The following is a 12,832-nucleotide window of genomic DNA, read 5'->3' as shown; positions in this document are numbered from 1 at the left end:
CAGATTCCCAGTGTAGAGCCCTGGAAATAAGTCGAGGGAAATAGCAGGGCGGGTCGGCTGTCTTTGCCGTCTCGCTCGTCGATGCGACATATTGGCGCAGGCGAGCGGTACGGTACAGAGTGTAACAAGATAATGACTGTTGCCCAAATCGCAACAGTCGAGACGGCGATCTACCTATGGGGATGGGCCCGCTCCCACATTTTGATTGTGTAGTGGTTTAAAAAAATTAGATGGGCAGGGTGATACCAAAGGTATTGCCACCGTGTTCACTGCGCACGAACACATCCCCGCCATGCATCAATGCAATCGCCTTGACGATGGCCAGCCCCAACCCATGATTGGCCCCGCTGTTACTACGCGAGGCGTCGACGCGGTAGAAACGCTCGAACAACCGGGGTAGATGTTCACTGGCAATCGGCTCCCCTGGATTGGTCACGCCGATCAGCACCTGTTGCTCCTGCACTTCAATCCGCACCTCGATCACCTGCCCCGGCGAGGTGTGTTGCACGGCATTGTTCAGCAGGTTGATCAGGGCCCGGCGCAAATGGGCCTTTTCGATCTGCACCTGGGCATCGCCGATCACTGCAACCCGCACCTGGGCGTCTTCGAGGATGAAGTCCAGGTAGTCGAGGGTCGTCGCCACCTCATCGGCCAGGGAGCACTCAATCAGTTTGGTGGCCTTGCTGCCCTGGTCGGCACTGGCCAGGAACAGCATGTCATTGATGATCGAGCGCAGGCGTTCCAACTCTTCCAGGTTCGATTGCAGCACTTCGAAGTAGTGCTCGGCCGAACGGCCACGGGTCAGCGCCACCTGGGTCTGGCCGATCAGGTTGGTCAGTGGCGAGCGCAGTTCGTGGGCCACGTCGGCATTGAACGATTCCAGGCGCGAGTAAGCGGTTTCTACCCGCTCCAGGGTCGAGTTGAAGGCGTTGACGAACTGCTTGAGCTCCGGTGGCAATGGCGACAACTGCAAGCGCCCCGAGAGTTTTGGCGGTGCCAGTTTTTGCGCCTCATCCGACAGTTTGATCAGCGGTTTGAGACCGATGCGCGCGACCCAGAAGCCCAGCAGCGAAGCCAGTACCACGCCGACAAACGACAGGCTGATCAACGCCATCAGCAGATGGTGCTGGGTGGCGCGGAAGTTGGCGGTGTCGATGGCGATCATAAAGCGCAGCGGCGGGCGCTGGTCCTTGGCCGGGAACTGGCTGACCAGCACCTTGAACGGGTACGCGTGGCCCGGCAGGTACAAATCACGCTTGCCCGTGGGGCCGGCGGCGAATTCGCGGATGCGTGCGTCGGGTTTGCCGTATTCATAGGTCGGGTCACTGCTCACCACCCAGAAACGAATACGTGTGTCCTCTTCCCCCAGCAGCTTGAGTTTGCTGGCCATCTTCACCCAATGATCCGGCGTGCCGAAACGCGTGATCGACGACTCCAGCACGCTGTAGCGCGCATCCAGTTCGGCCCCCGGCAACAAGCCCAGGCCACGGTCCACCTGCTGGTACAGCGCGCCACCGATCAACAGGAAAATCACCAGCGCCACCAGGGTGAACATGCCGCTCAGGCGCAGGGCAATGGAGTTACTCGACACTGCGGTTCTCCAGCACATAGCCCATGCCACGGATGGTGTGCAGCAGCTTGTGCTCGAATGGCCCGTCGAGCTTGGCCCGCAGGCGCTTGATCGCCACTTCGACCACATTGGCGTCGCTGTCGAAATTGATGTCCCAGACCATTTCCGCAATCGCTGTCTTCGACAGGATTTCTCCCTGACGCCGGGCCAGGACGCTGAGCAGCGAGAACTCCTTGGCCGTCAGGTCCAGGCGCAAGCCGGCGCGGCTGGCCTTGCGGCTGATCAGGTCGATCCACAGGTCGGCGATGGTCACCTGCACCGGCTCATGCCCACCGCTGCGCCGGGTCAGGGCTTGCAGGCGCGCCACCAGTTCGAGGAAGGAAAACGGCTTGCCCAGATAATCGTCGGCACCTTCGCGCAGGCCGCGAATACGGTCTTCCACACGCTCGCGGGCGGTGAGCATGATCACCGGAGTCTGCTTGCGTGCCCGCAGTGCGCGCAGCACGCCAAAGCCGTCGAGGCCGGGCAGCATCACATCGAGCACGATCACCGCGTAGTCGCTTTCCAGGGCCAGGTGCAGGCCTTCGATGCCGTCGCGGGCCACGTCTACCGTGTAGCCTTGTTCCGTCAGCCCACGATGCAGGTAGTCGGCGGTTTTTTCTTCGTCTTCAATAATCAGGACACGCATGACCCCGCCTCAATGTGTGGTCGCCAGCCCGAGGGCCGGTTTGGGTCTGTGGAAAAGTTTCTCAAGGTACAAGTATATGACCGGCGTGGTGAACAACGTCAGCGCCTGGCTCACCAGCAACCCACCGACTACCGCGATCCCCAGGGGCTGGCGCAGTTCTGCGCCGGGGCCTGCGCCGAGCATCAGCGGCACCGCGCCCAGCAGGGCGGCGAGGGTGGTCATGATGATCGGCCGAAAACGCGTGACACAGGCTTCATAAATCGCGTCGCTAGGCGCCAGCCCACGCACGCGCTGGGCTTCCAGGGCAAAGTCGATCATCAGGATGCCGTTTTTCTTGACGATGCCGATCAACAGCACCAGGCCGATCAACGCCATGATGGAAAAGTCCTGGCCCAGCAGCCATAGCATGATCAGCGCGCCCAGGCCGGCCGAGGGCAGGGTCGAGATGATTGTCAGCGGATGCACGAAGCTCTCATACAGCACGCCGAGGATGATATAGACCGCCACCAGCGCCGCGAGGATCAGCCATGGCTGGCTGGCCAATGAACTCTGGAACGCCTGGGCCGCGCCCTGGAAGTTACCGATGATGGTGCTTGGCATGCCGATCTCGTTCTTGGCCTGGTCGAGCATGATCACCGCATCGCCCAGGGCCACGCCCGGCGCCAGGTTGAACGACAGGTTGGCCGCCGGGAACATGCCGTCATGGCTGATGGACAACGGCCCGACGGTCGGCGGATCGACCTTGGCCAGGGCCGACAGCGGCACCATCTCGCCACTGAGCGGCGAGCGCAGATAGAAATAATTCAGGCTCTCGGCCTTGCCCCGTTGCTGGCTATCCAGTTCAAGCACCACCTGGTACTGGTTGGTCTCGGTCTGGAATTCATTGACCTGGCGTTGGCCGAACGCATCGTACAGCGCCTGGTCGACATCGGTGGCGGTCAGGCCGAAACGCGCGGCGGCCTGGCGGTCTATGCTGATGTGGGTGATGCTGCCGCCCAGTTGCAGGTCGTTGGACAGATCGCGAAAGGCCGGGTTGGCGCGCAGTTTTTCGGTCAGGCGCTGGGTCCAGGTGTTCAGGGTCGCGCCGTCGTTGCTCTTGAGCACGTACTGGTACTGGCTGCGGCTGGGCCCGGAACTGAGGTTGATGTCTTGGCCGGCGCGCAGGTACAGCACGACCCCCGGGACCTGGGCCAGTTTGGCGCGGATCCGGTCGATAAACTGGCTGGCCGACACGTCACGCTCGCCACGATCCTTCAAGGCAATCCAGAAGCGGCCGTTGGCGATGGTCTGGTTGCTGCCGGTGACACCCACGGAGTGGGAGAAGTTTTCCACCGCCGGGTCAGCCTTGATGATCTCGGCCAGGGCCTGGTGCTTGGCCACCATATCCGGGTAGGACACATCGGCCGCCGCCTCGCTGGTGCCAAGAATAAAGCCGGTGTCCTGTACCGGGAAAAACCCCTTGGGAATAAACACGTAGCCGGCCACGGCCAGGCCCAGGGTCACGGTGAAGATACCGAGCATCGTGCGCGGATGGGCCAGTGCCCGGCGCAGGTTGCGCGCATAGCCGGCCAGCAGGCGCTCGCCAAAACCCGGCTTGTCATGGGGATGGTGGGTGGGGGCGCGCATAAACTGCCCGGCCAGCATCGGCGCCAGGGTCAGGGACACCACCACCGAAATCAGGATGGTCGAGGTTGCGGTCAGGGCAAATTCCTTGAACAGACGTCCGACCACACCGCCCATGAACAGCAACGGGATAAACGCCGCCACCAGCGAGAAGCTGATGGACACCACGGTAAACCCGATCTCGCCGGCGCCCTTGATCGCGGCTTCGCGCTTGTCCAGGCCTGCCTCAAGGTGACGGTGGATGTTCTCCACCACCACAATCGCATCGTCCACCACAAAACCCACGGCGATGACGATGGCCACCAGCGTCAGGTTATTCAGGCTGAAGCCCATCACGTACATCAAGGCAAAAGTGGCCACCAGTGATACTCCCAGCACGCTGGAGACAATCAGGGTTGCCGACCACTGGCGCAGGAACAGCGCCATCACCGCCACCACCAGCAACACGGCGATCAGCAGGGTGATTTCCACTTCATGCAGCGAGGCGCGAATGGTCTTGGTGCGATCCGACAGCGAACTGACCTCTACCGACGCCGGCAGCATCGCCTGCAAGCGCGGCAACTGGGCCTGGATGCGGTCTACGGTGTCGACGATATTGGCCCCCGGCTGGCGGAAAATCACCAGGTTGACCCCCGGCGTATCACCGGACCAGGCCTGCACGTACGCGTTCTCCGAACCATTGATCACCCGCGCCACATCGCGCAATTGCACCGGCGCGCCGTCCTTGTAGGAAACGATCAGGTCGCCGTATTCCTCGGGGTGGAACAGTTGATCGTTGGTCGACAGCGTCGACACGCTGTCGCGCCCATACAGCGCGCCCTTGGCCAGGTTCAGGCTCGATTGCTGGAGCACCAGGCGGATGTCGGCCAGGGTCAGGCCAATGGCGGCGAGTTTGTCCGGCGAGGCCTGCACGCGGATCGCCGGGCGCTGCTGGCCGGTGATGCTGATCTGGCCGACCCCGTCGATCTGGCTGATCTGCCGGGCCAGCAGGGTTTCCACGTAGTCGCTCAGTTCGGTGCCGGGCATGTTGTTGGAGCTGATGCTGAGGATCAGCACCGGGCTGTCCGCCGGGTTGACCTTGCGCCAGGTTGGCAGGTTGGGCATATCGCTGGGCAACTTGCCGGCCGCCGTGTTGATCGCCGCCTGCACTTCCTGGGCGGCGGTATCGATGCTCTTATCGAGGGTGAATTGCAGGGTCAAGAGGCTGGAACCCAGGGCACTGCTGGACGTCATTTGGGTCATGCCGGGGATGGCGCTGAATTGCACTTCCAACGGCGTTGCCACCGAAGACGCCATGGTATCGGGGCTGGCGCCGGGCAGTTGGGCGGTGACCTGGATCGTCGGGAACTCCGCCTCCGGCAGCGGCGCGACCGGCAGGCGCGGGAAGGCGATCAACCCCAGCAGCACCAGGGCAAAGGTCAGCAGCAGGGTGGCGACTGGATGGTCGACGCACCAGGCCGAAACCGAGCCACGGCCCTTCATGGCTGGGCCTGCGCTTGGGCGGTCTGGATCACTTGCGGCGGCTCCTTGAGCACCTCCACCTGGGCGCCGGCCTTGAGGCGTGACTGGCCGTCACTGACCAGCACATCACCGGGCTGCACGCCGGTGACAATCGTCAGGTCGCTGTTCTGGTAGGTCACCTGCACGGGCACCACGTCCACCTTGTTGCCATTGAGGCGGTACACGAAGTGCGAGTCCATGCCGCGCTGGACCACCGTCGGCGGCACCACCAGGGCGGCCTGGTCGAGGGCGGTCTGAATCTTCACCGTGACCAATTGCCCCGGCCACAGTGTTTGCGCGGCATTGCTGAACTCGGCCTTGGCGCGGATGGTGCCGGTGCTGGCGCTGATCTGGTTATCGATCAGGCTCAGGCGGCCCTCGCCGAGCAGGATCGCCGCCGGGCTATCGGTGTCGGCACCCAGGAACGCATCGACACTGGCCGGGTGTGGCGCGGCGATCAGGCCTTGCAGGGTTGGCAGCATATGCTGTGGCAGGGAAAACTCCACCGCGATCGGGTCGATCTGCGTCACCGAGAACAGGCCTTGGGTGTCGCTGGTACGCAGGAAGTTGCCTTCATCCACATTGCGAATCCCTACCCGACCGCTGACGGGGGAGCGAATCTGTGTGTAGGAAAGCTGGACCTGGGCCGCATCAATCGCCGCCTGGTTGCCCTGGGCCGTGGCCTTGAGCTGGTTGACCAGGGCTTGCTGCTGGTCGTAAGTCTGCTTCGACACACCATCGTCGATGCTCAACTCCTTGTAGCGCTTGAGATTGACCTGCGCCACCTGCAACTGCGCCTGGCTTTCGCCCAACTGGGCCTTGGCCTGGTCGAGGCTGGCGCGGATCGCCCGGTCGTCGATGCTCGCCAACAGGTCGCCGGCTTTGACCAGTTGCCCTTCCTTGACCCGCAATTGGGTGAGGATGCCGTCGACTTGCGGGCGAATCACCACACTGTGCAGCGACAGCACCGAGCCGATGCCGCTGACAAACCGCGGAACGTCCTGCTGAGCGACACTGACCACCCGCACCGGGATCGCGGTGGCGGCGGACAGCTTGGTCTTGGCCGGCCGGGTCGCGACCCAGGCCACGACCGCCAGGGCCACGACGGCGAGCACAATCAAGGTGGTTTTGCGTTGAATGTGCATGGGCTCGCGGCGTCCGGACAGAGAAAGGGAAGAGTGAAGGCTCTTTATAGCCGGCAAACCCGGTCAGCAGAGTGACCGTTAACTGACAGCGCTGTCAGCAAAGGTCGACCATTCGTACGGGCAGTGGTTAAAGAACCAGGGCGCGCAGGTATACTGCGCGCCAGTGTGGCCCGCAAGTCGGGCCCGCGTCATTTTTTGCACGCTCCGGAGCTTCCATGAACTGCCCCACACAACCGCCTGTTGAAAGCGCCGAACTGGCTGATCCAGACAGCCTCGACAGTGAAGCCAAACCGGTGATCCCGGCCTTCAAATTCCCTTTCAAACCGGGTGAGCTGGCCGGGGCGAAAGACAGCAATCAGCCGTGGTACAAAAACGGCGCGAAGAACGGCCACACCAAAACCCCGGGTATGGCGCCGCCAGGCACCCGCCGCTCGATGGGTAAACGCTGACGGCGGTTGTGCCTACAGCCATTGCTGACTTTTCGTCTTGTCGGTCCACGACCTTTTCTTGAAAGCTTGCCTGATACCCCTTTGCCGCGCCTGGTTGGCAGCAGTACCGGTTGAAGGCGTTGATCTTTCAAGAAAGGGATGTCTGCATGGCTTTGGCAAAGATCTTCGTATTGTCTGTAGGGTCGCTGCTGTCGAGCGGCTTTTTTGTGGGGGCGGTGGCTGATACTGCGCCGCGCAGCGAGATCCGCTTCGCAATCTCCCCGCAGTTCCCGCCCTATGAAAGCCGCAATGCCCAAGGGCAGTTGGTGGGCTTGAACATCGAACTGGGCGATGCCCTGTGCGCCCAGCTCGACGTGCGCTGCGCCTGGGTCGACCAGGTATTTACCCGCAGCATCGATGCCCTGGAAAGCCGGCGTTTCGATGCAATCATGGGCATGGCATCCACTCCCCAGCGCCGACAGTTGATCGACTTCACCGACGACCTCTATCCCCTCACCACCCACCTGGTGGCCCGCAAGTACTCCGGGCTGCTGCCCACGGTGCGCGCCCTCAAGGGCAAGCGCATCGGGGTGCTGACCGGCAGCAATCGTGAAGCCTTCGCCCTGGCGCAATGGGCGCCCGCCGGGGTGATCATCAAGAGCTTCTGGCTCAACGACCAGTTGATCCGCAGCCTGGTAGCCGGTGATATCGACGCCACGTTGCAAGGCAAGGCCGAAATCCGCCAGGAGTTGCTCGACACTGAGCGGGGCCAGGCTTTTGATTTCGTCGGCCCACCGGTGACCGGCCAGCAGATGGGCACCGCCGTGGCCATCGGCGTGCGCAAGTCCGACCCCGAGTTGCGCAACGAGCTGAACCGCGCACTGGAGCAGCTCAAGCAGAGTGGCGAGTACCAGCGCATTCTCCAGGGTTATCCACAGGAGGAACCCGAAGCCGCCAACGCCCAGGACCAGGACGGGCCGCAGTTTTACCCCGGGGACCTGGACCTGCCGTTTTCCGAGGCCGTGCGGGTCGGTAACATGCTGTACACCTCCAGCATTGCGGGGGTGGATGCCAGGCTCAACCTCGTGAAGGGCGGCACGGGCGCGCAGATGAGACAGGTGATGAACACGCTGCGCGAACTATTGGCGCGTCATCAGTCCTCGCTGGACCGGGTGGTCAAGTGCACCTTGATGCTGGTCGAGCTGGAGGACCTGAACCTGGTCAACGACGTGTACCTGGGGTATTTCGCCCGAGGTCGGCTGCCCGCCCGCAGTGTGCTGACCGTGCGCCGGCTGCCGCAAGGCGCGCGGGTGGCGGTCGAGTGCGTGGCCATGGTCGAGGACCCTCCCGGATCCATGGCCGGGGCACCGGGCAACTAAATGCGTGGAACATGAGCTGGATCAGTATTTGCTCAACCGGTGCGCTTAGAGTCGGTGCCCCTGCCGACTCCTCCAATAATCCCGAGCGCGCTTTCCATGAAGATCAATCTCCCGGTCACGGGTCGAAGTGTGGACATTGCCCAAGACGCCAACATCCTCTCGACCACTGACCTAGGCAGTTCGATTACTTACGCCAACCAGGACTTTATCGACGTCAGTGGCTACAGCCGTGAGGAACTGCTGGGCGCGCCACATAATCTGCTACGCCACCCGGACATGCCGTCGGCGGCTTTTGCCCACATGTGGCAGACCCTCAAAAGTGGCCGCTCGTGGATGGGCATGGTGAAAAATCGCTGTAAGAACGGTGATCACTATTGGGTCAGCGCCTATGCCTCGCCGGTGACACGCGACGGTGTGGCGGTGGAATACCAGTCGGTGCGCACCAAGCCCGATGCGCGGCGGGTGATGGCTGCGGAGCGCGCCTATGCGCGTTTGCGCGCAGGTTCCCGGCGCTTGCGGCCAGTGCTGGAAATGCCTATGAAGTTGTCGCTGGTCACTGGCGCGACGTGCGCGCTGACCTGGGGCGTGGGGACCGGGCTGGCCAGTTATTCATGGGCGCTGCAGGTGCTGGGCCTGGCTGCGGTGGGCGCGGCAGGCGTCTTGGGCATCAATCTGTTGTTGCGGCCCCTGAGGCAATTGAGCGAGCGGGCGCGGCAGATTGCCGACAACCCCGTCAGCCAGGCGATCTACACCGGACGCGCGGACGAGCTGGGGCAAATCGAATTTGCCATGCAAATGCTCGAAGCCCAGGTGGGCGCAGTGGTTGGGCGGATTGGCGATGCGTCGCAGCGTTTATCCGGGCACGCCGCCGCCCTGGCCCAGCAACTGGACAGCAGCCACGCCAGCAGCCTGGGCCAGCAGAGCCAGACCGACCAAGTGGCGACCGCCATCCAACAGATGGCGGCCAGCGTGGCGCAAGTCGCCAACCACGCCCAACAAGCCTCGAAAGCGGCAGACCAGGCCGGCAGCGAGACCCGTGAAGGCCATCAGCGCGTGGACGAAAGCCGCGATGCGGTACTGCGCCTGTCCCAGGAACTGGCCAGGGCCACCAGCGTGATCCATCAACTGGAAAGCCACAGCGGGGATATCTCCAGCGTGCTGGAAGTGATCCGGGCGATTGCCGAACAGACCAACCTGTTGGCCCTCAACGCGGCCATCGAGGCGGCGCGGGCTGGCGAGCAGGGCCGTGGCTTTGCAGTGGTGGCCGACGAAGTGCGCGGCCTGGCGCAACGTACCCAGCAATCCACCAATGAAATCCAGCGCATGATCAGCACCTTGCAGGGCGGCGCCCGCGACGCGGTGATGGCCATGGAGCAAAGCAGCCAGCATGTTGAAGTCAGTGTCGAGCATGCCCAGCGCGCCGCGTCGGCCCTGGATGGCATCAGCCAGCGGGTCAACCGGATCACGGCCATGAGTGTGCAGATCGCGGCGGCGGTGGAAGAGCAGAGCGCGGTGAGCGAGGACATCAATCGCAATATCGTCGGCATCCGCAATGCGGGCGAGGCGACCGTCAGCGCCGGCCAGCAGAGCCAGCTCAGCTCCGGCGACGTCGCCGCGCTGGCGGAAGACCTGCGGCGCTTGGCGGAAGAGTTCTGGGGCAAACGCCGCTAACCTGCGGCTGTGGCGAGCGAGCGCGCTTGTTGTGGCGAGCGGGCTTGCCCCGCGCTGGGTGGCGAAGCCGCCCCAAAACCTGCTGGCTCGGTATATCTGAAACAACCGCGGAGCCTGGATTGGGTCTGCTACGCAGCCCAGCGCGGGGCAAGCCCGCTCGCCACAGGACATCTACAGTCCAAAAACTGCGGTGCTGCAGCCCTCCCCAAAAAAATCTCGACCTGCTGCGAGCGCACTTGTTGTGGCGAGCGGGCTTGCCCCGCGCTGGGTGGCGAAGCCGCCCCAAAACCTGCTGGCTCGGTGTATCTGAAACAACCGCGGAGCCTGGGGTGGGTCTGCTACGCAGCCCAGCGCGGGGCAAGCCCGCTCGCCACAGGAAATCTACAGTCCAAAAAAACTGCTGTGCTGCAGCCACCCCCAAAAAAATCTCGACCTGCCGCAAGCGCTCGCCACAATGACAGGTTGATGGCCCTCAGGCAGCGCGTAGCGAGATAAACGCATAGTTGGCCGGTACTTCAGTGGCTATCTGCGCGCCGGCGTCCAGCAACTGTTCGGCAATATCTATCCCGGATACATGAAACACCCATTCGTGGGCCATGGCCGGTTGTTCTGCGGCCAACTCAATGGCCTGGGCGAAGGCGCTCATATCCGGCAGGTAGGCGGTAAACCCATCGCCCTTGAGCGCCGTGGTCCGAATACCCAACAGGGCGCACACCGCCTCCTTGGTCTGCACATCGTCACGGTCGGCCTGGCGCGAGCGGCGGATCAGGTCCGCCAGGTCCTGGTCCATCAGTTCACCGCCGACGATCAGCGCCGGGCCTTGTTCCCAGGATTGCGGCGGGCAATCCTTGGCGGCCGGGTTCAGCGGGATATGCGGGTTGATCTCCATCGGGTAGATGCGACAGACCAGCGGCCTGCGCTCATAGATGCCACAGCGGTTGTCTTCGTCAAGATTCCGGCAGCGCCCGGCGTTGTAGGCGGCAAAGGTGATCGCCACGAACGCCTGGGTGTTACCGCTGGGCACTACCACCGAACGCCGTTCGGCATGCTCGCGTTGCTGCAGTGGCAGGCCCAGGCCATTGCCCAGGAAACCTTCCACCAACACGATGACATTGCCGCCATCCGCCGCCCACTGGCGGGCTTCGTCGAGGGTCAGGGGGACATGATGGTCGGTGCAGCATTTGCCGCAACCAACGCAGGAAAAATGGGTATTCATGGAGGATCTGCTACCAGGCCAGGTCAGAGGGCGCTCTTGCGCGGTGACGGGTTTTTACCTCTATCCGCCGCTCACAGACTCTGGAAGCAAGTTATGCGCCAGTGCCGCTCAGTCTTTGCTGACCACGTCGCGCAGCACCAAGACCATGCCGGCGCTCTCATACAGTTGGCGTGCGCGCTGATTGCTTTCCAGCACCTTGAGGTCGACATAGGGTTCGCCGCGCTGCTTGAACACCTGGAAGCTATGGAGCAACAAGGCGCGCCCCAGGCCCTGGCCCTGGGCGCAAGGGTGGATGCAAAGGTGTTCGATAAAGGCACTGGTCCAGCATTGGGCCACGCCGAGTATGCCGTCGGCATTGCTCGCCACCAGGCACAGCGTGGGGTCGAACTCTGCATCGGTGATGAATTGCTGCCGCCAGGTGTCCAGGTTGGCTACGTGGCCGCCGCCCTGTGCCTGGGTCATGCGCAATACTGCATGGATCGCCGGGGCCAGCTCATTGCGGTAATGATCCAGACGGGTGTCGGCTGGCCACTGCGGCGCGGGCAGGCTGCCGGTGAGGTCGCGGCGCAGCAGTTGGTAATACGCTGTCACTATTTACAGGCCTTTTTTCGCCACGGTCTGGGCCGCGACCACCAGGCATTTGGTCAGCTCGGGCGACGAAAACTTGGTCAGCACCGAGTCGGCCCCGGCCAGGCGCGCTTTTTCGCTGTTCATCGCGCTGTCCAGGGAGGTGTGCAACAGCACGTAGAGGTCCTGGAAGTCTGGGGTTTCACGCAGGGTGCGGGTGAGGGCGTAACCGTCCATTTCCGACATTTCGATGTCAGACACCACCACATTGATCTGCCCGGCGGTGCCTTGCAGCTCCAGCAGCACATCAATGGCTTCCTTGGCACTGCGTGCGGTGTGGCAGGTCAGGCCAAGGTTGCGCAGGGTGTGCACCGACTGCTGCAGGGCCACCTGGCTGTCGTCCACCACCAGGATGCGCGCATGGCCGAGCACTTCGGCTTCTTCCATGGTCAGGTCGGTGGGCGCGACTTCGATTTGCGCGGGGGCAATGGCGTGGATGACTTTTTCGATGTCCAGCACTTGCACCAGCACGCCGTCCACCTGGGTCACGCCGGTGATAAACGAGCGCGTGCCGCCGGAGCCAAAGGGCGGCGGGCGGATGTCCGTGGTCAGGCAATGCACGATCCGGCTCACTGCCTGCACATGCAGGCCCTGCTTGGAGCGGCTGACATCGGTAACAATCAGGCAGCCGCCGTCGGGGTCTTGCAGGGGCATCTCGCCCAGGGCACGGCTGAGGTCGATCACCGACAGGGCCGCACCACGCAGGGTGGCGATGCCTTTGACGTGGGGGTGGGACTCCGGCAGCTTGGTCAGCGGCGGGCAGGGAATGATTTCGCTGACTTTCAGCAGGTTGATGGCCATCAGCTTGCCGCTGCGCAAGGTAAAGAGCAGAAGCGAGAGTGAATCTGCGCGGGCTTTGGTGGTGGACATAAAAACCTTCTGTGGATCGGCGATAACAATCTTCTATGGCAGGTTATCGACGCCGGCCCAAAAAACTGTAGGAGCGAGCTTGCTCGCGAAAAACCCGAGTACGCTGCGTTTGTTC

10 protein-coding genes are annotated in these 12,832 nt (G+C 63.0%); 3 read left to right on the top strand and 7 right to left on the bottom strand.

Annotated features, from left to right (window positions below; genetic code table 11):
* Positions 1-226 precede the first annotated feature (226 nt).
* From HBO09_RS13275 to HBO09_RS13260, 4 genes are read right to left on the bottom strand one after another with little or no spacing between them, the layout of a single operon-like run.
* Positions 227-1,591, bottom strand: a complete 1,365-nt coding sequence (locus tag HBO09_RS13275; RefSeq protein WP_169994564.1) for a heavy metal sensor histidine kinase — start codon at positions 1,589-1,591, stop codon at positions 227-229.
* On the bottom strand, positions 1,581-2,258 hold the full coding sequence (locus tag HBO09_RS13270; RefSeq protein WP_169956339.1) for a heavy metal response regulator transcription factor: 678 nt from the start codon (positions 2,256-2,258) through the stop codon (positions 1,581-1,583). Before HBO09_RS13270 ends, HBO09_RS13275 begins: the two co-directional genes overlap by 11 nt.
* A 9-nt stretch (positions 2,259-2,267) precedes the next feature.
* Positions 2,268-5,363 carry a multidrug efflux RND transporter permease subunit gene (locus HBO09_RS13265; RefSeq protein WP_169994562.1) on the bottom strand — a complete coding sequence of 1,032 codons (3,096 nt, stop codon included), beginning with the start codon at positions 5,361-5,363 and terminating at the stop codon, positions 2,268-2,270.
* On the bottom strand, positions 5,360-6,526 hold the full coding sequence (locus HBO09_RS13260; protein ID WP_169994560.1) for an efflux RND transporter periplasmic adaptor subunit: 1,167 nt from the start codon (positions 6,524-6,526) through the stop codon (positions 5,360-5,362). Before HBO09_RS13260 ends, HBO09_RS13265 begins: the two co-directional genes overlap by 4 nt.
* A gap of 215 nt (positions 6,527-6,741) precedes the next feature.
* On the opposite strand from HBO09_RS13260, the gene HBO09_RS13255 reads away from it, so the two are divergent.
* The 3 genes from HBO09_RS13255 (at position 6,742) to HBO09_RS13245 (ending at position 10,004) form a co-directional block, all read left to right on the top strand.
* Entirely contained in the window at positions 6,742-6,975 is a 234-nt protein-coding gene (locus HBO09_RS13255; protein WP_029297855.1) for a hypothetical protein, read from the top strand.
* A 146-nt stretch (positions 6,976-7,121) separates the two neighbouring features.
* Positions 7,122-8,333 (top strand): transporter substrate-binding domain-containing protein, encoded by a 1,212-nt coding sequence (locus HBO09_RS13250; RefSeq protein ID WP_169994558.1) that lies wholly within the window; start codon positions 7,122-7,124, stop codon positions 8,331-8,333.
* Positions 8,334-8,429: 96 nt separating this feature from the next.
* Complete coding sequence (locus tag HBO09_RS13245) at positions 8,430-10,004, top strand: PAS domain-containing methyl-accepting chemotaxis protein (protein ID WP_169994556.1); 1,575 nt, start codon at positions 8,430-8,432, stop codon at positions 10,002-10,004.
* 472 nt (positions 10,005-10,476) lie between these two features.
* On the opposite strand, the gene HBO09_RS13240 is transcribed toward HBO09_RS13245, so the two are convergent.
* The 3 genes from HBO09_RS13240 to HBO09_RS13230 all read right to left on the bottom strand — a co-directional run bounded on the left by HBO09_RS13240 (position 10,477) and on the right by HBO09_RS13230 (position 12,717).
* Complete coding sequence (locus HBO09_RS13240; protein ID WP_169994554.1) at positions 10,477-11,220, bottom strand: YkgJ family cysteine cluster protein; 744 nt, start codon at positions 11,218-11,220, stop codon at positions 10,477-10,479.
* 108 nt (positions 11,221-11,328) lie between these two features.
* Positions 11,329-11,811 (bottom strand): GNAT family N-acetyltransferase, encoded by a 483-nt coding sequence (locus tag HBO09_RS13235; RefSeq protein ID WP_169994552.1) that lies wholly within the window; start codon positions 11,809-11,811, stop codon positions 11,329-11,331.
* Between the two features lie 3 nt (positions 11,812-11,814).
* Positions 11,815-12,717: a chemotaxis protein gene (locus HBO09_RS13230; protein ID WP_169994550.1), complete on the bottom strand. Its 903-nt coding sequence runs from the start codon at positions 12,715-12,717 to the stop codon at positions 11,815-11,817.
* Positions 12,718-12,832 lie beyond the last annotated feature (115 nt).

It is taken from the genome of Pseudomonas sp. WS 5027, from assembly GCF_012985695.1.
Classification (GTDB): Bacteria; Pseudomonadota; Gammaproteobacteria; order Pseudomonadales; family Pseudomonadaceae; genus Aquipseudomonas; species Aquipseudomonas hygromyciniae.
Note: the sequence above shows the minus strand (reverse complement) of the source record. Positions and strands in the feature narration are given on the sequence as shown.

Coding starts and splice junctions, on each gene's coding strand:
- HBO09_RS13260 (WP_169994560.1), bottom strand. CDS start 6,526: ATGCACATTCAACGCAAAACCACCTTGATTGTGCTCGCCGTCGTGGCC.
- HBO09_RS13270 (WP_169956339.1), bottom strand. CDS start 2,258: ATGCGTGTCCTGATTATTGAAGACGAAGAAAAAACCGCCGACTACCTG.
- HBO09_RS13240 (WP_169994554.1), bottom strand. CDS start 11,220: ATGAATACCCATTTTTCCTGCGTTGGTTGCGGCAAATGCTGCACCGAC.
- HBO09_RS13245 (WP_169994556.1), top strand. CDS start 8,430: ATGAAGATCAATCTCCCGGTCACGGGTCGAAGTGTGGACATTGCCCAA.
- HBO09_RS13255 (WP_029297855.1), top strand. CDS start 6,742: ATGAACTGCCCCACACAACCGCCTGTTGAAAGCGCCGAACTGGCTGAT.
- HBO09_RS13250 (WP_169994558.1), top strand. CDS start 7,122: ATGGCTTTGGCAAAGATCTTCGTATTGTCTGTAGGGTCGCTGCTGTCG.
- HBO09_RS13230 (WP_169994550.1), bottom strand. CDS start 12,717: ATGTCCACCACCAAAGCCCGCGCAGATTCACTCTCGCTTCTGCTCTTT.
- HBO09_RS13265 (WP_169994562.1), bottom strand. CDS start 5,363: ATGAAGGGCCGTGGCTCGGTTTCGGCCTGGTGCGTCGACCATCCAGTC.